The 24,994-nt window shown below is 60.2% G+C and carries 21 protein-coding genes and 2 pseudogenes; 13 read left to right on the top strand and 10 right to left on the bottom strand.

Annotated elements, in window-relative coordinates; all coding sequences use genetic code 11:
* Positions 1-4: 4 nt before the first annotated feature.
* Entirely contained in the window at positions 5-997 is a 993-nt protein-coding gene (gene paaA, locus CBB63_RS12785; protein WP_286699417.1) for a 1,2-phenylacetyl-CoA epoxidase subunit PaaA, read from the bottom strand.
* Between the two features lie 30 nt (positions 998-1,027).
* Positions 1,028-2,230, bottom strand: a complete 1,203-nt coding sequence (gene pcaF / locus CBB63_RS12780) for a 3-oxoadipyl-CoA thiolase (protein WP_286699416.1) — start codon at positions 2,228-2,230, stop codon at positions 1,028-1,030.
* A 252-nt stretch (positions 2,231-2,482) separates the two neighbouring features.
* On the opposite strand from pcaF, the gene serB reads away from it, so the two are divergent.
* Entirely contained in the window at positions 2,483-3,358 is an 876-nt protein-coding gene (serB, locus tag CBB63_RS12775) for a phosphoserine phosphatase SerB (protein ID WP_005850546.1), read from the top strand.
* Positions 3,359-3,420: 62 nt separating this feature from the next.
* Here the strand turns inward: serB and CBB63_RS12770 are convergent, their stop codons facing one another.
* Positions 3,421-4,401 (bottom strand): asparaginase, encoded by a 981-nt coding sequence (locus tag CBB63_RS12770; protein ID WP_286699415.1) that lies wholly within the window; start codon positions 4,399-4,401, stop codon positions 3,421-3,423.
* Positions 4,402-4,580: 179 nt separating this feature from the next.
* Between CBB63_RS12770 and CBB63_RS12765 the strand changes: the two genes are divergently transcribed.
* Positions 4,581-5,111: an invasion associated locus B family protein gene (locus CBB63_RS12765; RefSeq protein ID WP_009825608.1), complete on the top strand. Its 531-nt coding sequence runs from the start codon at positions 4,581-4,583 to the stop codon at positions 5,109-5,111.
* 204 nt (positions 5,112-5,315) lie between these two features.
* A pseudogene (gene rlmN, locus CBB63_RS12760) lies at positions 5,316-6,491 on the top strand (dual-specificity RNA methyltransferase RlmN).
* 418 nt (positions 6,492-6,909) lie between these two features.
* Here the strand turns inward: rlmN and CBB63_RS12750 are convergent.
* On the bottom strand, positions 6,910-7,761 hold the full coding sequence (locus CBB63_RS12750; RefSeq protein WP_502695924.1) for an LOG family protein: 852 nt from the start codon (positions 7,759-7,761) through the stop codon (positions 6,910-6,912).
* A gap of 152 nt (positions 7,762-7,913) precedes the next feature.
* Between CBB63_RS12750 and dapD the strand changes: the two genes are divergently transcribed.
* The 8 genes from dapD (at position 7,914) to CBB63_RS12710 (ending at position 15,426) form a co-directional block, all read left to right on the top strand.
* Positions 7,914-8,741, top strand: coding sequence for a 2,3,4,5-tetrahydropyridine-2,6-dicarboxylate N-succinyltransferase (gene dapD, locus CBB63_RS12745; protein ID WP_286699412.1), 828 nt, complete (start codon positions 7,914-7,916; stop codon positions 8,739-8,741).
* Between the two features lie 61 nt (positions 8,742-8,802).
* Positions 8,803-9,057, top strand: a complete 255-nt coding sequence (locus tag CBB63_RS12740; RefSeq protein ID WP_005850538.1) for a GlsB/YeaQ/YmgE family stress response membrane protein — start codon at positions 8,803-8,805, stop codon at positions 9,055-9,057.
* Between the two features lie 61 nt (positions 9,058-9,118).
* Positions 9,119-9,457 carry a DUF8846 family protein gene (locus tag CBB63_RS12735; protein WP_286699411.1) on the top strand — a complete coding sequence of 113 codons (339 nt, stop codon included), beginning with the start codon at positions 9,119-9,121 and terminating at the stop codon, positions 9,455-9,457.
* Positions 9,458-9,596: 139 nt separating this feature from the next.
* On the top strand, positions 9,597-10,742 hold the full coding sequence (gene dapE, locus CBB63_RS12730; RefSeq protein WP_286699410.1) for a succinyl-diaminopimelate desuccinylase: 1,146 nt from the start codon (positions 9,597-9,599) through the stop codon (positions 10,740-10,742).
* Positions 10,739-11,161, top strand: coding sequence for a GNAT family N-acetyltransferase (locus CBB63_RS12725; protein WP_005850535.1), 423 nt, complete (start codon positions 10,739-10,741; stop codon positions 11,159-11,161). The genes dapE and CBB63_RS12725 overlap by 4 nt, the downstream gene beginning before the upstream one ends.
* Complete coding sequence (locus CBB63_RS12720; RefSeq protein ID WP_064217293.1) at positions 11,158-11,760, top strand: TIGR04282 family arsenosugar biosynthesis glycosyltransferase; 603 nt, start codon at positions 11,158-11,160, stop codon at positions 11,758-11,760. The genes CBB63_RS12725 and CBB63_RS12720 overlap by 4 nt, the downstream gene beginning before the upstream one ends.
* A 3-nt stretch (positions 11,761-11,763) precedes the next feature.
* Entirely contained in the window at positions 11,764-14,043 is a 2,280-nt protein-coding gene (rnr, locus tag CBB63_RS12715; protein WP_286699409.1) for a ribonuclease R, read from the top strand.
* A gap of 123 nt (positions 14,044-14,166) precedes the next feature.
* Positions 14,167-15,426 carry a lytic murein transglycosylase gene (locus CBB63_RS12710; protein ID WP_286699408.1) on the top strand — a complete coding sequence of 420 codons (1,260 nt, stop codon included), beginning with the start codon at positions 14,167-14,169 and terminating at the stop codon, positions 15,424-15,426.
* 79 nt (positions 15,427-15,505) lie between these two features.
* Here the strand turns inward: CBB63_RS12710 and CBB63_RS12705 are convergent, their stop codons facing one another.
* From CBB63_RS12705 to CBB63_RS12680, 6 genes and pseudogenes are all read right to left on the bottom strand, one after another.
* Complete coding sequence (locus tag CBB63_RS12705) at positions 15,506-16,684, bottom strand: ABC transporter permease (RefSeq protein ID WP_005850529.1); 1,179 nt, start codon at positions 16,682-16,684, stop codon at positions 15,506-15,508.
* Between the two features lie 4 nt (positions 16,685-16,688).
* Complete coding sequence (locus CBB63_RS12700; RefSeq protein ID WP_074636530.1) at positions 16,689-18,356, bottom strand: ABC transporter permease; 1,668 nt, start codon at positions 18,354-18,356, stop codon at positions 16,689-16,691.
* 100 nt (positions 18,357-18,456) lie between these two features.
* A complete protein-coding gene (locus tag CBB63_RS12695; RefSeq protein WP_286699407.1) occupies positions 18,457-19,572 on the bottom strand; it encodes an extracellular solute-binding protein in 1,116 nt (371 codons plus the stop codon).
* A 111-nt stretch (positions 19,573-19,683) separates the two neighbouring features.
* Positions 19,684-20,785 (bottom strand): annotated as a pseudogene (locus tag CBB63_RS12690) (ABC transporter ATP-binding protein).
* A gap of 360 nt (positions 20,786-21,145) precedes the next feature.
* A complete protein-coding gene (locus CBB63_RS12685) occupies positions 21,146-22,576 on the bottom strand; it encodes an aspartate aminotransferase family protein (RefSeq protein WP_286699406.1) in 1,431 nt (476 codons plus the stop codon).
* A 121-nt stretch (positions 22,577-22,697) separates the two neighbouring features.
* The gene (locus tag CBB63_RS12680; RefSeq protein ID WP_286699405.1) at positions 22,698-23,378 is read right to left on the bottom strand and encodes a GntR family transcriptional regulator; all 681 of its coding nucleotides are present in this window, start codon (positions 23,376-23,378) and stop codon (positions 22,698-22,700) included.
* Positions 23,379-23,524: 146 nt separating this feature from the next.
* On the opposite strand from CBB63_RS12680, the gene CBB63_RS12675 reads away from it, so the two are divergent.
* Entirely contained in the window at positions 23,525-24,610 is a 1,086-nt protein-coding gene (locus tag CBB63_RS12675; protein ID WP_286699404.1) for a polyamine ABC transporter substrate-binding protein, read from the top strand.
* A 92-nt stretch (positions 24,611-24,702) separates the two neighbouring features.
* Positions 24,703-24,994, top strand: a 292-nt coding sequence (locus tag CBB63_RS12670) for an ATP-binding cassette domain-containing protein (RefSeq protein ID WP_286699403.1), incomplete at its 3' end; no start/stop codon positions are given.

Genomic DNA, 24,994 nt, shown 5'->3' with positions numbered 1-24,994 from the left:
TTGCTTACTCCGCTGCCAGTTTCGCGGCGCGTTTCTTCGCCGCATGTGCCATCAAACCGTCCCGCACCCACGCGCCGTCGTCCCACGCCTTGTTGCGCGCGGCGAGCCGTTCGGTATTGCAGGGGCCATTGCCCTTGAGCACGTCAAAGAATTCGTCCCAATCGGGCTGGGTAAAGTCGTAATGCCCGCGTTCCTCGTTCCATTTCAGATCGGGGTCGGGAACGGTGAGGCCCAGATATTCGGCCTGCGGGACACATTCATCNACGAACTTCTGACGCAGTTCGTCGTTGGAGTTCATCTTGATCTTCCACGCCATCGATTGCGCCGAATGGACAGAGTTTTCGTCCGACGGGCCAAACATCATCAGCGCAGGCCCCCAGAAGCGGTTCAGCGCGTCCTGCGCCATCTTGCGCTGCGCGNCTGTGCCCTTCGCCATCTTCATCATGATGTCGTAGCCCTGGCGCTGGTGGAACGATTCCTCTTTGCAGATACGCACCATCGCGCGGGCATAGGGGCCGTAGGATGTGCGTTGCAGGGGCACCTGGTTCATGATCGCGGCCCCATCCACGAGCCAGCCGACAGCCCCCATATCGGCCCATGTTAGGGTCGGATAATTGAAGATAGAGCTGTATTTCATTTTGCCCGACAGAAGGTCGCGGGTCAGCTGGTCACGGCTGACCCCCAGTGTTTCGGCGGCACAATAGAGATACAGACCGTGGCCTGCCTCGTCCTGCACCTTGGCGAGCAGGATCGCTTTGCGCTCCAGCGTCGGGGCGCGGGTGATCCAGTTGCCTTCTGGCAACTGGCCCACGATTTCCGAATGCGCGTGCTGGCCGATCTGCCGGATCAGGTTCTTGCGATACCCTTCCGGCATCCAGTCTTTCGGTTCGATCTTGCCGCCCGCATTTATCCGTTCCTGAAAGGCGCGTTCCTGCGGATCCATCTCTTCGAGAGATTTGACACCTTGGCCGGTGGATTTGATCATCTGTGCATACATCGTTCAGATCCTTTCAGGGGGATAATTGGGTTAAGCTCGTTCGAGGATGATGGCGACGCCTTGGCCGACGCCGACACACATAGTGCACAGCGCATAGCGGCCGCCTGTGCGTTTCAACTGCAGGGCTGCGGTCATGACCAGACGGGCACCTGACATCCCCAACGGGTGACCGATGGCAATCGCGCCGCCGTTGGCATTCACATGAGGCGCATCATCCGCCACGCCAAGCGCGCGCAATGTGGCGATCCCTTGCGATGCGAATGCTTCGTTCAGTTCGATCACATCCATCTGGTCGATGGTCAGACCTGCGCGGGCCAGAACTTTCTGGCTGGCAGGAACAGGGCCGATGCCCATGACGCGCGGTTCAACACCGGCGGCAGAGATACCGACGACGCGTGCAATCGGGGTCAGCCCGTGCTGCGACGCCGCCGCTTCGGAGGCCATCAGCATCGCCGCCGCGCCGTCGTTGACGCCAGAGGCATTGCCCGCGGTCACGGTCAGGTCGGGGCCGTTGATCGGGCGCAGCTTGGTCAGCGCGTCAATCGTGGTCCCGGGGCGCGGGTGTTCGTCGCGGTCAAAGACAATCGGGTCGCCCTTGCGCTGCGGGATCGAGACAGGGGGGATTTCATCGGCAAACACTCCCGCCTTGTCCGCTGCTTCCCAACGGTCCTGGCTGCGCTTGGCAAAAGCGTCCTGGTCGGCGCGGCTGATGTCATAATCCGTGGCAACGTTGTCGCCGGTTTCGGGCATGGATTCGACGCCGTATTGCGCCTTCATCTTGGGGTTCACAAAGCGCCAGCCAATGGTGGTGTCATAGACAGCGTTGTTACGCGAGAAGGCGGTTTCCGCCTTGGGCATCACGAAAGGCGCGCGGGTCATGCTTTCGACACCGCCGGCAATCGCCAGATCCATGTCTCCGGCCTTGATCGCACGGGCCGCGACGCCGACCGCATCCATGCCAGAGGCACACAACCGGTTGATCGTTGCACCGGGCACATCGACCGGCAGGCCGGCCAGCAGGGCCGCCATACGGGCCACGTTACGGTTGTCTTCGCCAGCCTGGTTGGCACAGCCAAAGATCACGTCATCGATTTTGGACCAATCCAGATCAGGATTGCGGGCCATCAGTGCGGCAATCGGTGCCGCTGCCAGATCATCGGCGCGGACCGATGACAATGCGCCGCCAAAGCGGCCGATGGGTGTGCGCTGCGCGTCACAAATAAAAGCGTCCATGAAAGTCTCCCTTGGTTGACGAGCGTAGGGATAGTCGCGATTCGACGCAACTTAAATGTTACCTGACATTTTTCAGTTTACATATTTTGTAACATAAGGGCGGGCGGGGTAACCCGCAAGGAGGTCTGTTCGGGCCGCTTGGGCAAAGCGCGCAACCTTCCCCCGCAGGAGCGCTGGAACAGGGGTGGAAACCCCGTTAAAACAATGCGCAAGATGCGCCCCAGACTGATTTGACCCGAACGGACCTTACCCATGCATAGTGTGACCCTGCTAACCTCCCCTCAACGCCCGCAGCTTGAGGCGTCGTTGGTCGATGCCGTGCGCAACGCATGGGGCGGCGGGGATGCGGTCTGGCTTGCTCCGGATGAGGCGGCGGGCTTTGACATGAAGCGGATGCCGGGCAATCGCTGGGATGTCTGGGCCGAATGTCAGGGGATGGGGGTTGATCTGGTGATCACCCCGTCGGAAGGCCGCCGCAAGAAGATGCTGCTGGCGGACATGGACAGCACCATGATCCAGCAGGAGTGTATTGACGAGCTGGCAGATGAGGCCGGGGTCGGGGACCGCGTCAAAGACATTACCGCCCGCGCCATGAACGGAGAGCTTGATTTCAACGCCGCCCTGCGCGAACGGGTTGGTCTGTTAAAGGGGTTGGACGAGGCGGTGATCACCCGCGTGCTGGCCGAACGGATCACCCATATGCCCGGCGGCAAGACCCTGATCGCCACGATGAAGGCAAATGGTGCCTATGCGGCGCTTGTGTCGGGCGGTTTCACGGCGTTCACCGCCGCCGTGGCAGAGGCGCTTGGCTTTGACGAGAACCGCGCGAATACGCTGATCGCATCGGATGGCGTGCTGACGGGCGACGTCGGCGTGCCGATCCTGGGCAAACAGGCCAAGGTCGATGCGCTGGAACAGATCACCGCGCGGCTGGGGCTGTCAGAGGACGACGTGATCGCCGTGGGCGACGGGGCAAACGATCTGGGCATGCTGGCGCGTGCGGGCATGGGCGTGGCGCTGCACGCCAAGCCCGCCGTGGCGGCGGAATGTGACGTGCGGATCAACTTTGGCGATCTGACGGCGCTGCTTTATGTGCAGGGGTACGCCAAGGACGAATTCGTCATCTAGGCGCGCAAGCTGCATGGGGCGCTGCCCCATACCCCGGGATTTTTAACCATTTGGAAGCGGCGTTACGCAAAGCCAGCGGCAGGTTTGAGCGTGCCCGTGATGATGCCGCGCCGGTTTGCTATCGGGGCATTGCGGTATTTCAACGCTTCGGGGTGGTTCGGGTCGAGCGCGCCGAGTTTGACCAGAATCGAGGTGATCGCGCATTCGGCCGCGCGTTTGGTGCCACAGGCCGCCTTGAGGGCCACGCCGATGTTCTGATCCGGCAGGATTGCGATGAAGAACCCCTCTGCCCCGGTTTTGAGCGCGACCTTGCCGTTCATCGCGCGCATCAGATTGGTGCAGGCGCGGGTCTCGCCGGCGACAAGGTCGGGGTGTAGGCGCATGGCCTGATGCAGCCGCGCCTCGGCCGACCCGTCGGGAGCAGCGGCGAAATGCGCCATGGCGCGGGCCATACCGTGTAGCGTGGTTGCAAAATTCGGGACAGAGCAGCCGTCGATCCCGAAGCCGGGCGAGGTGGTGCCGGTCACACGCTCGAACGCCTCGAGACAGGCGCGTTGCACGGGGTGGTCCGGCTTTTCGTAATCCGCACCGCCGCCCATATGGGCGTTGACCGACAAGAGGCCCGCGTGTTTGCCGGAACATTCATGGTGGATCTGGCAAGGCTGCGTGCCGGAACACACCAGCGCATTGCGCGCGGCCTCGTCACCGGGAACTGCCGTGCCGCAGCGAAAGGCGCGGTCGTCCAGCCCCAACGTCTTGAGCCAGTCAGAGATGATGCCCACATGCAGATCCGCCGCCTGATGGGACGCGCAGGCCAGCGCCAGATGTTGGGGCCCAAGGCCATAGGCATCTGCGGCACCGGACTGGATCAAGGGCAGCGCCTGGATCATCTTGGCAGAGGAGCGCGGCAGGATCACCGTGTCGGGATCGCCCCAAGTCTGCAGGATCTGACCGCTGCTGTCACAGACCACCGCATGACCCGAATGCACGCTTTCCAAAAACGGACCACGCCAGATTTCAGCAAAGGGGGCTGCTTGGGTCATGAATTATCCTTTTCGTTGGCGAATTCCTGCCAATCAGGGTTTCGTGTGTCGCCTGTTTGCCGTTATTATGCTTGTTGACGAGAGAAATACAGTTCCTTTGATCAAGAGCGCCTCCCGAAGGGCTGCCATTGGGGAATTGTTGTGATGTTGAGGTTAATGGCGGCTGGAGGCCCAGGTAAATGATGAACTTTAGGACGATTGGTTTTGCGGCGGCGCTGGCGGGTCTGAGCGCAGGCAGCGTTTTCGCGCAAGCGCAAAGCACGAACCGCGTGGCAGCAGAGACGGACTGGAGCGTATTCGTCGAAGATAACCCGACCGAATGCTGGGGCGTGTCCACGCCGAAAGAATCCGTGAACTCCCGTGATGGTCGCGTTGTGGCGGTGAACCGTGGCCAGACCCTGCTGATGGTCTTTTACCGTCCAAGCGCGGGGGCCAAGGGGCAGGTGGCCTTTACCGGCGGCTACCCCTTTGCTTCGGGGTCGACGGTCAACATGAACATCGGCGGCACCACGTTCGAGCTGTTCACCGAAGGCGAATGGGCCTGGCCTGCGACCACCGATGACGACAACAAGATCATCGCCGCGATGAAACGTGGCGCGGATGCCAAGCTTACGGGCCGTTCCGGGCGTGGGACACAGACCGAGGACACGTTCTCGCTTCTGGGGTTCACAGCTGCGGTTGAAGATGCGGCCAAACGCTGCGGCGGCTAGGTATTTCCGCCTGAACTGATCGCAAAGCCCTGCCATTGGCGGGGCTTTTTTATACCACGGTTTGGGCCAAGGGTTTGGTCGATAAAGCGGCCATGACGGGCGAAGTTATGCACTCAGCCCGGCCCAGCAATGCGGCGTTTCCTTTTGATTTAGAGAAAAATCCCTATATAGAGCGCTCAAACCCCTGCACACCGGAGAATCCCCATGTCTGCGACCGCGCCGATTACTCAAGATGTCATGACCATTCCGCGTAAGCAGGCGGAGGGGCCGGTGAACCTTGTCGGGTTGACCCGTGATGCCATGCGCGCCGCGTTGATCGCGGAAGGCACGCCGGAGAAACAGGCGAAGATGCGTGTGGGGCAGATCTGGCAGTGGATCTATCAATGGGGCACCCGCGATTTTGCCGATATGACCAACCTGTCGAAAGCCTTCCGAGCCGAGCTGGCCGAGAAGTTCGTGATCGAGGTGCCCGAGGTCGTGACCAAACAGGTGTCCGAAGACGGCACGCGCAAATATCTGGTGCGCATCGCGGGCGGCCATGAGGTCGAGGTGGTCTATATCCCCGAAGAGGGGCGCGGCACCTTATGCGTCAGCTCTCAGGTCGGCTGCACGTTGACCTGTTCCTTNTGTCANACNGGCACGCAAAAGCTGGTGCGCAACCTGACCGCGGCCGAGATTATCGGGCAGGTGATGGTGGCGCGGGATGATCTGGGCGAATGGCCCGTGCCCGGTACGCTGACCGATGCGCCGCGNCTNTTGTCCAACATCGTGCTGATGGGCATGGGCGAGCCGCTNTATAACTTCGAGAATGTGCGCGACGCGATGAAGATNGCGATGGACCCCGAGGGGATCCAGCTGTCGCGCCGCCGGATCACCTTGTCGACCTCCGGTGTTGTGCCAGAGATCGCGCGCACCGCCGAAGAGATTGGCTGCCAACTGGCTGTATCTTTCCACGCCACCACNGACGAGGTGCGCNACAAGCTGGTGCCGATCAACAANCGCTGGAACATCGCCGAGCTGATCGAGGCGCTGCGGGCCTACCCCAAGGTCAGCAACTCTGAACGGATCACNTTTGAATATGTCATGCTGGATGGTGTGAACGATTCAGACGCCGATGCGCANCGTNTGATNGANNTGATCCGCGGTATCCCCGCCAAGATCAACCTNATCCCNTTCAANGAATGGCCCGGNGCNCCGTANAAGCGGTCNTCGAACAACCGNATCCGCGCGTTCTCCGAGATNGTNTATCAGGCNGGCTANGCCTCGCCCGTGCGNAAACCNCGGGGTGAAGATATCATGGCGGCCTGCGGTCAGTTGAAATCNGCGACAGAGCGTGAACGCAAGTCCCGCAAGCAGATCGAGGCTGACGCGGGGATGTAACCGCCCTTAATTCAACGTGAAATCCACGATGCAGCCGTCCCGATTGGGGCGGCTGTTTGCATTTCAAGGCGTTTGATTGTGGCGGGGTCACCCTGAAATGACCTTGNGGCCGCCACAATTAAGCAGAAATTAAGTCATCATCGCCCAGAATATTGTTTCCATCGACAACACAATCAGGAGCGATACTGCGATGACTGTTATTATCAAGAACGACGCCTTTATCACTGCCGATGTACTGGCGCTTGTNACCCGCGAACGCGAAAGCGCCTTGTCCTACCGCGAATGGAAACATCGNCTGGCCGGNNATGGNTATGGGGTACGTGACACGGACCACGGGTCCGTTCTGGAAACGCTGCCGCATCACGTTGAGGTCTGTGTGCTTCCGGCCGATCTTTGCGCCTGATCTGACCGGAACCTTTTATTTTGAACGCCCGGGGACTTCCTCTCGGGCGGGGGCTGTATCCCAGTTTTCGATCAGCTTCATCGCCTCGTCGGCGGTTTCAACGAATTGGAACAGGTCCAGATCCTGATCAGAGATCGTGCCCGCGTCNGCCAGCGCATCCCAGTTGATGATCTTTTCCCAGAAGGCACGGCCGAACAGCAGGAACGGCACACGGCTCATCCGGCCTGTCTGGATCAGGGTCAGCGTNTCGAACATCTCGTCCAGCGTGCCAAAGCCGCCGGGGAAGACACAGATCGCCCGCGCGCGCATCAGGAAATGCATCTTGCGGATCGCGAAGTAGTGAAAGTTAAAGCACAGCTCCGGTGTGACATATTCATTCGGGGCCTGTTCGAAGGGTAGAACGATGTTCAGCCCGATNGATTGCCCGCCGGCGTCGACGGCACCGCGGTTGCCTGCCTCCATCACGCCGGGGCCACCGCCAGTGACGATCACGTTNTCTTGCCCGTCACTCTCCATCGATTTCAGCGTCATCAGCCGCGCGAATTCGCGGGCCTCGTCATAGAAATGNGANAGATCGGCCAGTGTCTTGGTGCGNGCCTTGTCTTTATGGGCAGGGGCGGGAATACGCGCGCCGCCGAACAGGACGATGGTGGATTTCACACCATGGGCGTCCAGCTCCATCTCGGGCTTGAGCAATTCCAGTTGCAGCCGGACGGGGCGCAACTCCTGACGGCACATGAAGTCGTCATCGGTAAAGGCCAGCCGGTATGCCGGGGCGCGCGTTTGCGGCGTGTCGGGTACATCCTGCGCGGTGGCGCGGTCGTCGCCGGCCTTGCGCAAGGGGTGGCGTTTGGATTCGGTCATCATACTCTCCGGTCTGTGCGGGCGACGGGNGCCCTTTGCTGCAACATGCCTGCCTTTGCCGCAAATGACCACGCCATCCGACGTCATTGCACCACAGCCCCGACGACTGTATAGCCAAGCGCAACATTTGACCCTCATTCGCCGGAGCTACACCCATGTCGAACGCCCAACTTGAAACCGCNATCGAAGCCGCCTGGGACGCCCGTGACACGATCACTTCGGCCACCACCGGCGAAACACGTGACGCGATCGAAGACACGCTGGCCGCGCTGGACAGCGGCAAGCTGCGCGTTGCCGAAAAGATGGAGAACGGCGACTGGCATGTGAACCAATGGGCNAAGAAAGCGGTCCTGCTGGGCTTCCGCATCAAGGATATGGAACAGCAAGACGGCGGCCCGCAGGGCAGCGGCTGGTGGGACAAGGTCGATAGCAAGTTCAAAGGCTGGAACGANGCCGACTGGAAAGAGGCAGGCTTTCGCGCCGTGCCNAACTGTGTCGTGCGCAAATCGGCCTATATCGCGCCGGGCGTCGTGCTGATGCCGTCCTTTGTGAANATTGGTGCCTANGTCGACAGCGGCACAATGGTTGACACATGGGCGACCGTCGGGTCNTGTGCGCAGATCGGCAAGAACGTCCACCTGTCGGGTGGCGTTGGCATCGGTGGCGTGCTCGAGCCCATGCAGGCNGGCCCGACAATCATCGAAGACAACTGCTTTATCGGTGCGCGTTCCGAGGTNGTCGAAGGCTGTATCGTCCGCGAAGGCTCCGTTCTGGGGATGGGGGTNTACATCGGCCAGTCGACCAANATCCTCGACCGTGAAACCGGCGAAGTCTTCTATGGCGAAGTGCCNGCGGGGTCGGTCGTTGTGGCGGGGTCCATGCCGTCGAAGAACGGTGTGCACCTTTATTGCGCCGTGATCGTGAAGCGCGTCGACGAAAAGACCCGCTCCAAAACCTCGATCAACGAGCTGCTGCGCGACTAAGGGAACCTTTTCACAGACCTGTGAGTTCACTCTATGAAACAAGATTTATGGAGAATTTGAAATGACAGGTCTGGGTTGGTTCGCAGCAATAATCGTCGGTGGTCTGGCCGGTTGGATCGCGGAAAAGATCATGAAGTCCGATATGGGGCTGATCATGAACATTATTCTGGGGATCATTGGCGCGATCGTTGCCAACTTCCTGCTGATGACAATCGTCGGTGCGACCTTGGGTGGCTGGATTGGNCAACTGGTCGTCGGTGTCATCGGGGCCTGCCTGTTGATTTGGGTCACACGTTTGGTACGCGGACGTAGCTGACCCTTTTCAGACGTCACAGAACACGATAGGGCTGCCGCATCTTAATGCGGTGGCCCTTTTTATGTCTGACCAGAAGAAACCCAAGAAACCGTCNCGCCAGCAGGTCTATACGCTGCTGGTCGAGATTGGCCGCAAAGAGGGCGACGGCCTGCCGGACAAGGCGACGGGCGCTGCGCTGATGTGCTTTGCCTCGGGTATCGACGAAGCNGAAGCCGTGCGCGAGACGGTCGCCATCCTGAAACAGGCCGATACCAACCCGNTGGACGTGACCGGATANGGCACGATTGCCGACCGCGAGGCCGAAGGCCACGAGATTGACGAAGACGAACGGGCCTTGATGGCGCGGGCGCTGGATGAAAACTCTGTCATTATTGCGCAGATGACGCCTTTCTTCGACTAAGGTTCCTGCGCGACTTTGCAGCGCTGGCGTGGGCTATGTGGCTCACCGCTTTGTGTATTTCCGCGCTGCCCCTTGGCTTTGGTGCATTTTCCCCACAAATGTAGGGCAACACCGCGACACACGCCGAAGGAGCCCTNANATGTCCNNCATCGATCCCGTAGACCTGACCGCCAAACTGGTGCGTTGCCCGTCGGTCACCCCCGCAGACGGGGGCGCGCAAGAGGTGCTGTTCGATCTGCTGACCGAGGCGGGGTTTGATTGTGCCTGGGCGGACCGTGGCGGGATCAAGAACCTCTTTGCGCGTTGGGGCAACAGGGGTAACACCCGCAGCTTTGGCTTTAACGGTCACACCGATGTCGTGCCCATCGGGAACGAGGCCGATTGGACGATGCCGCCTTTTGGCGCAGAGATCAAAGACGGCATCATGTACGGGCGCGGCACCACCGATATGAAATCCGGTGTGGCAGCCTTTACCGCCGCGGCCATCGACTTTGTCCGCGACACGCCCCCNGATGGGTCCATCGTGCTGGCAATCACCGGTGACGAGGAAGCCGAAGGCATCGACGGNACCCGCGCCTTGCTGGATTACATGCAAGAGGCNGGNGNACGGANGGATGTTTNTCTGGNNGGGGNGCCGACATGTCCGAACAAAATGGGCGAGATGATCAAGATCGGGCGACGCGGGTCGCTGAACGCGCATTTTCGCGTGATCGGCAAACAGGGCCATGCGGCCTATCCTCATCGCGCCAATAACCCGATGCCTGCGATGATGCGGCTGATGGATCAGCTTGCCTCGCATCAGCTGGACGAGGGGACGGACCATTTCGATCCCTCCACGCTGGCGATTGTCACCGTCGATACCGGCAACCCCGCGACCAACGTGATCCCCGCTGAAACCCGCGCGACGGTGAANATNCGTTTTAACGACAAGCATTCGGGCGCTAGCCTGACCACTTGGCTGGAGGAACAGGCCGCCGCGATCCGCGACAGCTTTGGCGTGCAGGTCGAGCTCAAGGTCAAGATTTCGGGCGAGAGCTTTATCACGCCACCGGGTGAGCTGTCTGATCTGGTGTCCAAAGCGGTGCAGGCAGAGACGGGGGTGACGCCCGAGCTGTCCACCTCTGGCGGGACGTCGGATGCGCGGTTCATGAAGCACCATTGCCCTGTGGTTGAATTCGGGCTGGTTGGTCAGTCCATGCACGAGGTCGACGAAAACGTCGAGGTGGCGCAGATCCACCAGCTCAAATCCATCTATACCCGCATCCTGAAGGACTATTTCGCATGACCGCCCATATCGCCGTGACCGAAGACCTCGCCAGCTGTCACCTGCTGCGCCGCATCGTCTTTATCGAAGAGCAGAACGTGTCGGAAGCCGATGAAATGGACGACCGCGATGACGACGCGACGCATTTCCTTGCCACCGAAGAAGAGCTGCCGATCGGCTCTGCGCGGATGCATATCAAGGGTGATACGGCCAAGATCGGGCGCGTATGTGTGATCAAATCCCACCGCGGTACGGGGCTTGGCGCGGCGCTGATCCGCGCGGCGGTAGACGAGGCGCGCAAGGATCCTGCCGTGCGCTTCGTGAAGCTCGGCGCGCAGTTGCATGCTTTGGGGTTCTACGAAAAGCTGGGGTTCGTGGCGCAGGGGCCGGTCTTTGACGACGCCGGCATTGATCATCGCGAGATGGTGCTGTCGCTTTGAACCGCACGCTGGTTATCATGGTGAAAGAGCCGCTGCCGGGGCGGGTCAAGACGCGGCTTGGCCGTGATCTGGGCATGACCGCTGCCGCGTGGTGGTTCCGGCATCAGACCCGCGCGTTGATCCGCCGTGTGCAAGACCCGCGCTGGCAGGTGGTGCTGGCGGTCGCGCCGGATCGGGCGGGGCTGTCCAGCCGTGTCTGGCCCGCGCATCTACCGCGCTGGCCGCAGGGGCGCGGTGATCTGGGGGACCGTATGGGCCGTATGCTGCGTGCTGCGCCCGCGGGGCCGGTCTGTGTCATCGGGGCGGATATTCCGGGTGTGACCGCGGCGCGGGTGGCCGATGCGTTTCGCGCGCTCGGGTCGCATGACGCGGTGTTCGGGCCTGCACCGGACGGGGGCTATTGGCTGGTCGGGCTGAAACGCGCCCGCCCCGTGCCGCCGCGCCTGTTTGAAAATGTCCGCTGGTCCACGGAGCATGCGCTGGCCGATACCGTCGCCACGCTGCCCGATCACCGCATCGCACAGGTCGCCACATTGCGGGACGTGGATACAATCGACGATTTGCCCATGACGAAGCGGGGTGCGCGTGCTACCTCGTGAAGCATGAGCAAAATACCTTCAAAGCCCGAGATCCTTGACTGGATCGCCGAAAACCCCACTCTGACCGCCAAGCGTGACATCGCCAAGGCGTTCGGCATCAAGGGGGCGGCCCGGATCGATCTGAAACGCGTGCTGAAAGAGCTGGAGGCCGAAGGCCATCTGGAAAAGCGCAAGCGCAGCTATCAGGACCCTGACCGCTTGCCGCCGGTGTCTGTGTTGCAGGTCACGGGGCCGGACAAGGATGGCGATCTGTTTGCCAAACCGATGGAGTGGCAGGGCGAAGGCGTGGAGCCCGTGGTGCTGGTGATCCCCCGTGCCTCTGACCCGGCCTTGGGTGCGGGCGACCGTATTCTGGCGCGGTTGACGCTGGTACAGGCGCAAGACCACCACTACGAGGCGCGGCTGATCCGCCGCATTGGCGCGAACCCGCAGCGGGTCTTGGGCATCTTCCGCAAGACCACAGAGGGCGGGCGCATTGTGCCCATCGACAAAGGGTCCGACAAGGAATGGTGGGTGCCCGGAGACGCGACCCACGGGGCCAAGGATGGCGAGCTGGTCGAGGCGGAGCAGGCCGGACCAAAGGCGCGCATGGGATCGCCACGGGCGCGTATCGTTGAACGGCTGGGGGACCCGTCGGCGCCCAAGGCCGTGTCCCTGATCGCGATCCACCAGCATGGTATCCCCGACGACTTTCCTGACGACGTGATGGCGCAGGCCGATGCCGCGAAACCCGTGGGCCTGAAAGGGCGCGAGGATCTGCGCGANNTGCCCCTGATCACCATCGACCCGTCGGACGCGCGGGACCATGATGACGCATGCTATGCCCATGCTGACGAAGACCCCAAGAACGAGGGCGGCCATGTCGTCTGGGTCGCGATTGCCGATGTNGCNGCCTATGTCACCCCCGGCTCTGCGCTGGACCGCGAGGCGCGCAAACGGGGCAATTCCACCTATTTCCCCGACCGTGTGGTGCCGATGCTGCCCGACCGTCTGTCGGGGGATCTGTGTTCGTTGCACGAAGGCGTGCCGCGGGCCTGTATCGCTGTCCGCATGGTGCTGGATGCGGCGGGCAACAAGATCGGCCATAGCTTCCATCGCGGGCTGATGCGCTCGCCCGCTTCGCTGCACTACGAAGAGGTGCAGGACGCGATTGACGGTGCCCCCAATGACCGTACCGGCCCGTTGCTGGAGCCTGTGCTAAAACCGATCTACGCCGCCTATGCCGCATTGAAAGCTGCCCGCGCCGAGCGTCAGCCGCTGGACCTTGACCTGCCCGAGCGGCGGATAGAGCTGGACAAGGACGGCACCGTTAAATCGGTGAACTTCAAGGACCGGCTGGATGCGCACCGCTTGATCGAAGAGTTCATGGTGCTGGCCAATGTCGCCGCCGCCGAGACTCTGCTGTCCAAGAAAACGCCGCTGCTGTATCGCATCCACGAAGAACCCTCTCCCGCCAAGCTGGACGCCTTGCGCGAAACCGCGCAGGCGGCGGGCTATACGCTGGCCAAGGGACAGGTGCTGCATACGCGCCATCTGAACAAGCTGCTGAACGATGCGGCGGGCACGGATGATGCCGAGCTGATCAACCTGTCGACCCTGCGGTCGATGACGCAAGCCTATTACGGGCCTGCGCATATCGGGCACTTTGGTCTGGCGCTGCGGTCCTACGCGCATTTCACCTCTCCGATCCGGCGCTATGCGGATCTGATCGTGCACCGCGCGTTGATCACTGCCCATGGCTGGGGCAATGACGGGCTAAGCCAGCATGATATCGAGGATATCGAACAGACCGGCGCGCATATCTCGGACACGGAACGCCGGTCGATGATGGCAGAGCGCGACACCACCGATCGCTATCTCGCGTCCTATCTGTCGGAACGTGTGGGCAATGAATTCTCGGGCCGGATCAGCGGCGTGGCGCGATTTGGAGCCTTTGTGAAGCTGGACGAAACCGGGGCCGACGGGCTGCTGCCCATGCGGTCGCTGGGGCGCGAGTATTTCCATTTCGACCAAGAGGCCGGCACGCTGATGGGGTCGGATACGGGCATGATCATCTCTGTCGGGCAGCGTGTCACCGTGCGCCTGTCAGAGGCGGTCCCGGTCACCGGGGGCATCGCGCTGGAGCTGCTGACGCTTGAGGGTGACGCCCTGCCCAAGGGCGGCCAAGGGGCGCGGCGCGGACGCGGTGGGCCTGCGGGCCGCACCAACCCCAAGCGCAAGGGTGTCAAAGCCAAGCGCAAGGCGGATAAGGTAAAACGCAAGGTCAAACGCACACGACGCTGACCCCGGAACGGGAATACGAGGCAGGATCAGGCAGGCAGTAACACGCACAGCGGGCAACTCCGCCTTTCTGGGCGCGGCGTTTGACGCTAGGCTTGCAGCGTGATGCTGGGGAAGGGCGCGGGAATGGAACTGCTGAAAATTGGCGTATTGGTTGGCGGGGTGACACTCTCGGTGACGGGTGCCACAGGTGTGATCGCTGCGGGGGCCGAGGGTACTGCGCGCCCGCCCGCGGCTGTGCAAAAGCCGGGCAACGCGGCGGGGTTGCAGGACTGGGTGACCGCCTTCCGTGCGCGTGCCTTGGCCGCAGGGATCGACGGTGCGGTCTTTGACCGCGCGATGCAGACCGTACGCTATGACCCGCAGGTCATCCGCCGCGACCGCAACCAATCCGAATTCACCAAAACAATCTGGGCCTATCTGGAGACCGCGACCTCTGATCTACGGGTCACCAACGGGAAGAAGGCGCTGGCCGAGCAGGCCGACGCGCTATCCCAGATCGAAACGCGCTATGGCGTCGAGAAAGAGATCGTCACCGCGATCTGGGGGCTCGAAAGCGCCTATGGCACCTTCAGGGGCAGCGATCCGGTGCTCAGCTCGCTGGCGACATTGGCCTATGACGGACGGCGGAGGGCGTTCTTTGAAGGGGAGCTGCTGGACGCGCTGCGGATCTTGCAGGCGGGCGATACCACGCCCGCGAGGATGCAGGGCAGTTGGGCTGGTGCAATGGGGCACACGCAGTTCATGCCCTCGTCTTTCCAGCAATATGCCGAGGATTTCACCGGCGATGGCAAACGCGATATCTGGAGCGATGATCCACGTGACGCGCTTGCCTCTACCGCGGCATATCTCAAGCATTTCGGATGGGTCCAAGGACAGCCTTGGGGCGTCGAGGTACGGCTGCCCGAGGGGTTCGACTATCTTCTGGCGGGGCGGGATATCCTGAAAACGGCAGCGGAATGGCGTGCGCTTGGGGTGCGCCCTGTGACAGGATCGCTGGGGGATCACGGCCCTGCGTCCCTGCTTTTGCCCGGTGGGGCAGAGGGCGCGGCGTTTTTGATCTATGCGAATTTCGCGGTGATCGAACGCTATAATTCGGCCGATGCCTATGTGATCGGCGTGGGGCATCTGGCGGATCGTATCGCCGGGGGCGGACCGATCGAGTCCAGCTGGCCGGTGCAAGACCGCGCGCTGACCTATGACGAACGGATCGAGCTTCAGACGCAGCTGACGGCGCAGGGGTTTGATACGGTCCAGATCGACGCCAAGATCGGCCCGCTGACCATCAATGCGGTGCGCGAGTTCCAATTGTCGCAGGGGCTTGTGCCTGACGGCTATGCCTCCCCCCGATTGTTGGAAGCGCTGCGCGCAGCCGCGGCGGAATAGTCTGGCGTAAATGAAACGCGCCGGACCTTTGGGTCCGGCGCGTGCCTTCGGCGAGGATTTTAAACCATTTGGAAGCGGCTTAGCCGGGTGACATCCCGCGCAGCCGTTCGGAGCGGCGGCGCAGCAGTTCGACCACGGTCAGCAGGCAGATCGAGATGACCACGAGGATCGTCGCGACGGCAAGGATCGTGGGGCTGATCTGTTCGCGCAGGCCGGTAAACATCTGCCACGGGAGCGTTTTTTGACCGGCAGAGCCGACAAAGAGCACCACGACGACTTCATCAAACGAGGTGATGAAAGCGAACAAACCGCCCGAGATCACGCCCGGCAGGATCAACGGCATTTGCACGCGGAAGAAGGTTGTGACCGGATTGGCCCCCATATTCGCCGCCGCGCGGGTCAGAGAGCGGTCAAAGCCTACCAGTGTCGCGGTGACGGTGATGATGACGAAGGGGATGCCCAAGGCCGCGTGTGCCAGGACTACGCCGACATATGTGCCCTGCAGGCCGACGCGGCTGTAGAAGAAGTACATGCCCGCCGCCGAGATGATCAGTGGGACGATCATGGGCGAGATCAGGATTGCCATGATCGCGCGCCGGAACGGCACGTGCTGCTGGCTCAGGCCAATGGCGGCGAGGGTGCCGAAGCTGACCGACAGAAGGGTCGCGGCCGGGGCGATCTTGATCGAGTTCCAGACGGCACCTTGCCATGCGGAACTGCTGAAGAAGTCTTTGTAGTGGCGCAGCGAATACCCTTCGGGATCGAAACGCAGCATTTCAGGGGTGAAGGTAAAGAAGTTCTCGGCGTTGAAGCTAAGTGGCATGACCACGAGGATCGGTGTGATCAGGAACACAAGGATCGCGCCGCAGATGATGCGGAAGGCAAAGTGCCAGAGCACCTGACCCGGGGTCAGATAGGGCGCGACCTTGGCGCGGTAGCGTCCCTCGTAGAGCCAGAAGCTGAACCAGCCGAAGAACCAGCCGAAGATGGCCCCCAGTACCAGCATGGGCACGCCGCCCAGAATAAAGCCGATCACCGCCAGCAGAATGACAGAGGTCCAGCGGGCGATGGTTTCGTTCTTGATCAGCTGCGTCAGCACAAAGGCCAGCGCCCCCATGGACAGCGCTCCGATCAGGATGCCCAGCAGTCCGCTGCCTTGGGCGGTGCCGACAAAGAGCCCGGCAAAGGCGCCTGCTGCGGCGACAACCGGTACATAGAAACCGACGGGTTTGCGGGAGATAGGTGTGAGTGCGACCATGATATCAGCCTCCCAGTTTCACGTTGTCGATGCCGACGATCTTGTCGTAGGCCCAGTAAAGCCCAAGCACCACGGCCAGCAGGATCGCCCCAAGCGCGGCCGCGAGGCCCCAGTTGAGCGAGCTGGAGATGTGATAGGCAATCCGGTTGGAGATGAATGTCCCCGTGGTGCCGCCGACGATTTCCGGCGTGATGTAGTAGCCGATCGACAGGATGAACACGAGGATCGACCCCGCGCCGATGCCGGGCACCGATTGCGGGAAATACACGCGCCAGAAGGCTGTCCAGTTCGTGGCCCCCAGCGACTTTGCCGCACGTAGATAGCTGGGCGGTACTGTTTGCATCACGGAATAGAGCGGCAGGATCATGAAGGGCAGCAGGATGTGCGTCATCGCGATGATCGTGCCGGTTTGGTTGTTGATCAGCGCAAGACGGCTGTCATCGGCCACCAGGCCCAGCCACACCAGTGTATCGTTGATCACACCCTGTTGTTGCAGCATGACCTTCCACGCCGATGTCCGCACCAGAAGCGAGGTCCAGAAGGGAAGCAGCACGAGGATCATCAGCAGGTTCGCGGTGCGCGCGGGCAGGTTGGCGAGGATCCACGCCACCGGATAGCCCAGCAGGATACAGCTGAGGGTGATGCAGACCGACATGAACAGCGTGCGCAGGAACAGCGTGCCGTAGATGCGTTCGTTGTCGGGGCGGAATTCGGGACCGTCAGCCGTTTTCTGCATGTCGACGGCATTCAGGAAATAGCCGTTGGTCAGCGCGGGACTGTAGGCGCGGATGGTGCTCCAGATAGGGGTTTTGCCCCAATCGTCGTCAATCTCGGTGAAGGCTGTTTTGTAATCGACTGCGTCGAATGCAGGGGCGGCTGCGGCTGCCTCGGTCAATTCGGCTGATGCCGGGCCTGAATAGCTGGCGATTTGCGATGCCGTGGGGCCTGTCAGGTCGTCATAGAGTGCCGAGTAGATCAGCGCCCATGGGTCTTCCTTGTACAGGTTGTCTTCGTCGTCGTTCTGAACGAAGTCGGCGAAAATTTCGTAGTATTCTGCGGTCTCGGGCAGAAGCTCTGCCATGCCTTCGCGCATTTCAAACGCGGGCTGGTCGTCGCCGGAGGATTTTTTCCAGTCGGAAATCTCTGCCAGCCAGGCGTCGGAGCCAAGCAGAGCGTTCCAGTTTTCGCCCTTCTTCCAGAAGTCGTTCAGATCCTCGAACTGGTCCTGAAACACTTCGCCAATGTCATCCACGCCGCGGCCGGATTTGCGGAACAGGGACGATGCACCGGTCAGCTCGTAGTTGAGCCTTGAGCCCAGACGGGTGTGCAATTTGCGTTCCTGTGCGATGAACAGGTCTTCGTAGAGCGCCTTGTAGACGGGGGCACCGGGGGTTTCACCGCTTTCGCTGTCCCAGTCGGACAGGGTTTGCGTGGTGCGGGGCAGCGTGTCGCTGACGATCTGGTTCTCGACAGAGCGGAACAGCATATCGGCGATCGGCGCGATAAAGGTGATCAGGATAAAGATCAGCAGAGGGGCGATCAGCAAAAGCGCGCTGAGCTTCTGACGACGGAGCGCACGGTTCAGGCTGCGTTTCAGCGGTGTGCCGTCCGCGGCCAGCATCGGGCCGGTCTGTTCAGGTGTGTCATTCGTCGCGTCGGCGGTATCGCTCATATCGGCCCCATGGGGTTAGGTCGCTGGAAGGTCGGGAAAATGGAAAAACAAATAAGGGGTGGAGGGGGCCAAAACGGCCTCCTCCGAATGGTTCAGGCGATTATTGCGCCAACCATGCCTGGAACTTCGCGTCGATGTCGTCGCGGTAGTCAGCCCAGAACTCGTAGTTGTAGAGGAACGTGTTCTTTGCGTTGGCCGGGTCGGTTGGCATGTGTGGTGCCATGTCGATGCCCAGTTCTGCGTGCTTGCCAACCATAGGAGCGGAGGACAAACGGGCAGGGCCGTAGCTGATGTACTGCGATTGATCCGCCAGACGCTGGGTGTCTGTCGCGAATTTCACGAAGTCTTTGACGCGCGCCAGACGGTCGTCAGGCAGACCCGCTGGGATGATCCAACCGTCAAGGTCGAACACCTGNGCGTCCCACAGCATTGCAACGGGCTGGTCTTGCTCTTCGATAACGCTGAACAGACGGCCGTTGTAGGTGGANCCCATGACGACTTCGCCATCGGCCAGCAGCTGTGGCGTGTCGGCACCGGCGGACCACCAGATCACGTCGTCCTTGATGGTGTCGAGCTTGGCCAGAGCCTGTTCCTGACCTTCCGGAGTTGCCAGAACGTCATAGACTTCGTCCTTTGCAACGCCGTCACAGAGCAGCGCCCATTCCATGTTGTTGATGGGGCGCTTTTCAAGCGCGCGCTTGCCTGGGTAGGCTTCGGTGTCGAAGACGTCGCAGATTTTGGTTGGAGGCGTGTCGCCAACCATGTCTGTGCGATACCCNAATGTGGTCGAATACACGATCTGCGGGATAAAGCAGTCGCTGACCAGCAGGTCGCCAAAGTCGTCTTCAGCGGATGTCCCGTCGGGGGCTTCNGCCAGCATTTCGTCCGCGTCGATTTCCATCGCCAGACCTTCGTCGCACAGGCGGATGGCGTCAGCGGCAACNACGTCGACCAGATCCCAGGTCACGTTNCCGGCTTCGTTCATCGCGCGCAGCTTNGCCACGGCTTCGTTGGAGCTTTCATCCCAAACAGCAGAGAGTTCAGGGTGCATTTCCAGATAGGGCTGCAGATACGCTTTGTCTTGGCTGGCTTGGTAAGCGCCACCCCAGGAAACAAGCGTCATCTCTTTGGCCATGTCCGCATGCGCATCGGCGAATGCCAATGTGCCAGCGCCAATGATCGCGGAGGATGCGAGTAGCGTTGTCGTAAACTTCATTAGATAGTCTCCCATTATATGCCCGTTAGGGTCTTGAGGGTGTGATATCGGGCTTAACCACAGCCTCGTGCGACGCCGTCGAACGTTGGACGGCCGGCCGCGTCCTGACGCTTATGCGTCGAGGGCGCGGCAATCCTCTGCCAACCAGCCGATCTCGATCTGCTGGCCTGGCTTCAAACGTACCTGATCGGGTGCGTTTCGTGTCTTGATGATAAAGTTGTCGGTCCCGGCAACCCGCAGGCGGGTGCGGAAGATGTCGCCCATATAGACGAATTCAAGCACTTCGGCTTTCAGGGTATGTGCCCCTTCCTGCATCCGGTCCTTGTTGAATTCGACACGTTCGGGGCGGATCGATACGCGGGTGCGTTCGCCGGCGCGGGTCACGTTGATCGGCTTTGCCTCGATCAGGCCGCCGCCGTCCANCTGCACAAGGCAAGTGCCGCCCTTGATCTCGGTCACAACGCCTTCAAGAGTGTTATTCTCGCCGATGAACTGCGCAACAAAGCTGTTTTCGGGCTCTTCATACAGCAGATCGGGCGGGGCCAACTGTTGGANGCGCCCGTTTTCNAACACGNCCACGCGGTCGGACATNGTCAGCGCTTCGGTCTGGTCGTGGGTCACGTAGACCACGGTGATGCCCAGTTCATGCGCCAGATGCGTGATCTCGAACTGCAGTGTTTCGCGCAGCTGTTTGTCCAACGCCCCCAGCGGTTCGTCCATCAACACCAGTTCGGGTTCGAAGACCAAAGCACGGGCCAAGGCAACACGTTGCTGCTGACCACCGGAAAGCTGTGCCGGACGGCGGCCGCCGAAGTCGCCCATCTGAACACGGTCCAGCGCGATCTTNACTTTCTCTTCACGCTCGGACTTGCCGATCTTGCGCACCTCAAGCGGGAAGGCGAGGTTTTCGGCAACGGTCATATGCGGGAAAAGCGCGTAGTTCTGGAACACCATGCCAATGCCGCGTTTGTGCGGCGGGATATTGTTGATCGNTTGTNCCNTCNAGCNNGATNTCNCCATGCGTNGCCGTTTCGAAACCNGCCAGCATCATCAGGCAGGTGGTCTTGCCGGACCCCGATGGCCCGAGCATTGTCAGAAACTCGCCTTTCGGCATCGACAGGTTGAGGTCTTTTACGACGAGATTTTCGCCGTCATAGCTTTTCTGCACGCGTTCAAATTCTACGAACGCATTCGTTGCTGAAGTATCTGCCAAAGCTGGCTCCCCGTTTATTGTGACGTTCAAGCGCCCTTGTTGACAGGNAGTTAAAACTGGCTGGTTTCCGCTTTGCAACCAATTAACGACACTTTTGGGCAGAAAGCGTCAATTGCGGGAAGATCGACGGTTATTTGACAAGAAACAGTTCTTTTGCCTGCGGAATTACTGTGCAGCTTGCTTGAAATAAGGGGAATTCGTTAATATCTGCCATAGGTTAAGCATCAGCGGCTCGCCCTGAACCCGGCGATTTTGAGCGCTGGTCAGCCACTGCCGATGTCGCAAACAGACAATTCCTTGCAGTGCTTCCAGCGGCGGGACGGGCGACCTTTGCGCCTCGTCCCGAATGTATGTCACGCCTTAGCCGAGCGGCGATTCAGCGTCTTGCGCGTGGTCTTCGGCTGCCTTGAGCAGGCCGCCTTCTTTGACCGCGGTATAGGTTTCATCCAGCGCTTTGGTGGCGCGCGTCATGAATACTTTGATCTCTTCGGGGGTGATCACCAGCGGTGGCGAGATGATCATCCGGTCGCCGACGTGGCGCATCACCAGATTATTCGCAAAGCAGCGTTCACGACACATATAACCGACGGTTCCTGCATCGCCTGCGAACTTTGACCGCGTTTCTTTGCGCGGGGACAGCGGCAGCGACGCCATAAGGCCCGCGACGTTGACGGTGCCAACCAAGGGATGCTCTGCCAGTTTGGCCAGCCCTTCCTTCAGGGCGGGGGCGGCAACATTGTTCACGTGATCCAGAATGTTTTCGTCCTGCATAATCCGCAGGTTTTCCAGTGCCACGGCCGAGCAGACGGGGTGCCCCGAATAGGTATAGCCGTGATTGAACTCCCCAGACCCGATGGTCTGCGCGATCTCGTCACACACAATGGACCCGCCAATCGGCTGGTAGCCAGAGCTTAGGCCCTTGGCGATGGTCATGATATGCGGCTTGATCCCCATCGTCTCGGACCCGAACCAGCTGCCTGTCCGGCCAAAACCACAGATCACTTCGTCCGCGATGATCAATACATTGTACTTGTCACAAATACGCTGGATTTCGGGCCAGTAGGTGCTTGGCGGCACGATAACCCCGCCCGCGCCCTGAATGGGTTCACCGATGAACGCCGCGACATTATCTGCCCCAAGCTCNAGGATCTTGGCNTCAAGCTCTTGCGCGCGGGCAAGGCCGAACGCCTCNGGCGTNNGNTCGCCNCCTTCCACCCACCAGTCGGGCTGGTTGATNTGGTGAATNCCGGGNATCGGCATGCCNCCCTGTTCGTGCATATAGCTCATGCCACCAAGGGAGCCGGACCCCATCGACGACCCATGATAGGCATTCTTGCGGCTGATGATGTGGGATTTCTCTGGCTTCCCTTTCATGGCCCAATAGGTGCGCACCATCCGGATGTTGGTGTCATTCGCTTCGGACCCCGACCCGGCAAAGAACACATGGTTCAGATCGCCGGGGGCCAGTGACGCGATCTCTTTTGCAAGNGCGATGGCGGGCACGTGCGAGGTCATGAAGAANGTGTTGTAGTAGTTCAGCTCGAGCATCTGGCGCGCGGCGACGTCGGCCATTTCCTGACGGCCATAACCGATGTTGACGCACCAAAGACCCGCCATCCCGTCAAGGATCTCGTTCCCCTCGCTGTCGGTCAGGTAGACGCCCTTGGCACGGGTGATAATCCGCGCGCCCTTCTCGGCAAGTTCGTCATTGGTGGTGAACGGGTGCATGTGATGCGCGGCGTCAAGTGCTTGCAGCTCGGCGGTGGGCATGTGGTTGGTGATATGGGCCATAAAGAACACCTCTGGGAATGGGGAGGGAAGATTGGGCTCAGAATATGATCAAATTATGCAGAGTCAATCGAATCGCTCTGCTGTGGTGATGATAAACGGCTATCAGCCGATCAGATTTTAATCAAAGAGAGGCGCGAATCTGGACCATGCCCTGAGAAACATCCTCNGCCATGGCCTGCGCAGCCTTTGCCGCATCGCCTTCGCGAAAAGCCGCCAGCAAGTCGGCATGTTTATCTGGCAGGTTCGACGTGCCAAACCGACCGCAGACCACGCGCAGCGACGGGCCGAACATCAGCCATAAACGGTCGACGGTNGCGGCCAGAATAGGGGCCTCGGCACAGGTGTTGACGATGGTGTGAAAGCGGTAGTTCTGGGTCAGGTATTCGCCGATATCCCCNCGATCAATCGCGTGGTTCAGCGCGTCGTCCACCTGTGCNAGNTCGNTTAAAACAGTCTCTGACATGCGGCTTGTGGCACGTTGAGCAAGCTCTGCNTCAAGNGTTTTNCGCATGAATTCCAGCTCGTTAACCCCTTCGAGGTCCAGCACAGGGACCGATACGCGNCGATTGCCCTGATGCACCAGCGCGCCTTCGGCGATCAAACGNCGCAGCGCTTCGCGCACCGGGGTCATGCCCGCATCAAGGGTTTCTGCAAGGCCTTGAATGGTGACCGCCTGACCGGGGGCAAGNTCGCCGAACAGGATCAGCTTGCGCACGCGTTCATAGACATGCTGATGGGCCGGCACCTTGGCCGGGCTTTCCAAAGGCTTTTGCGACGCAAGGTCAGCGGAATTTACGTTCATCAAATTTGCCTAAATTGTACTCAACCACATTTTGAACCACGGCATGCACCTGCGTAAAATTATAAATGATCTTGTCGCATGACGCAAAACTTGATCAAATTGACGAAAGGTTCGGATCAACTGAGCCTACACAACGGGAGATGACAATGAAATATAGCTTGCTCAGCTCAATCGCAGCAACGGCATTGATCGCCACCAGCGCCTTGGGTGAAGAGGTGCGGGTCTATAACTGGTCCGACTACATCGACGAAGACCTGTTGCNGAAATTTGAAAAAGAAACCGGCATTGATCTGATCTATGACGTGTTTGANAGTAACGAAGTGCTTGAAACCAAGATGCTTGCAGGCGGGTCCGGCTATGACGTGGTTGTCCCGACNGGTACCTTCCTTGAACGCCAGATCACGGCNGGGGTTTTCCAGAAGCTCGACAAAGACAAGCTGCCGAACATCACCAACATGTGGGACGTGATCGAGGACCGCGTATCGAAATACGACCCCGGNAATGAATATGCCGTTAACTATATGTGGGGCACCACCGGGCTTGGCGTGAACATGACCAAGGTTAAGGAAGTGCTGGGCGAAGATGCCCCTGTNGATTCGCTTGACCTCGTATTCAAGCCCGAGAATATGGAAAAGCTGGCCGAATGTGGCGTGCATTTCCTTGACGCTCCGACAGAAATGATCCCCGCGGCGCTGAAGTTTCTGGGCGAAGATCCCCAAACCCAGGACCCCGATGTGATCGCGAAGGCAGAGCCTGTTTTGACGGCGGTTGCCCCCCACGTTCAAAAGTTCCACAGCTCGGAGTATATTAACGCACTGGCCAACGGTGATATCTGCGTTGCCTTCGGTTGGTCGGGTGACATCCTGCAATCGCGTGACCGCGCGGCCGAGGCGGATAACGGTGTCGAAATCGCCTATTACGCGCCGAAAGAAGGGGCGCTGATGTGGTTCGACAATATGGCTATTCCAGCGGATGCGCCAAACCCGGATGGGGCACATAAGTTCTTGAACTTCATGATGGACGCAAAGAATATGGCCGCCGCGTCGAACTACGTCTACTATGCGAACGGCAACAAGGCGAGCCAGGAGTTCCTTGCCGAAGACGTAATCGGGGACACAGCGATTTACCCAGACGAAGCCACGCTGGAAAACCTGTATACCATTTCTTCATATTCACCCAAGGTACAGCGTGTCGTCACGCGTATGTGGACGAAGATCAAATCTGGTATCTAAAATCGCATCGGGTCAAAGCCTTACCGGTTTTGACCCGATCAACCGGACCCTTCCATTCGGAGGGGTAAACGCTGTGCAAAGGATAGATCAAAGTGAGCCAACCCGTTTTCGCCCCGTGGGATGACCCGAACGAAAAGCCGCTTATCCGCTTCGAGAATGTGACAAAGCGTTTTGGCGATTTCGTTGCGATCGATGATCTGTCTTTGAGTATTTATGAAAGCGAGTTCTTTGCTCTGCTGGGGCCCTCGGGCTGCGGTAAAACAACGATGATGCGCATGCTTGCCGGGTTTGAAAACCCAAGCGCGGGCAAGATCGAATTGGCGGGTAAGAATATCGCGGGCATAACGCCGAACAAGGGGGCAGTGAACTTGATTTTTCAGTTCA

The organism is Sulfitobacter sp. TMED3, from assembly GCF_002167505.1.
Classification (GTDB): domain Bacteria; phylum Pseudomonadota; class Alphaproteobacteria; order Rhodobacterales; family Rhodobacteraceae; genus Sulfitobacter; species Sulfitobacter pontiacus.
Note: the sequence above shows the minus strand (reverse complement) of the source record. Positions and strands in the feature narration are given on the sequence as shown.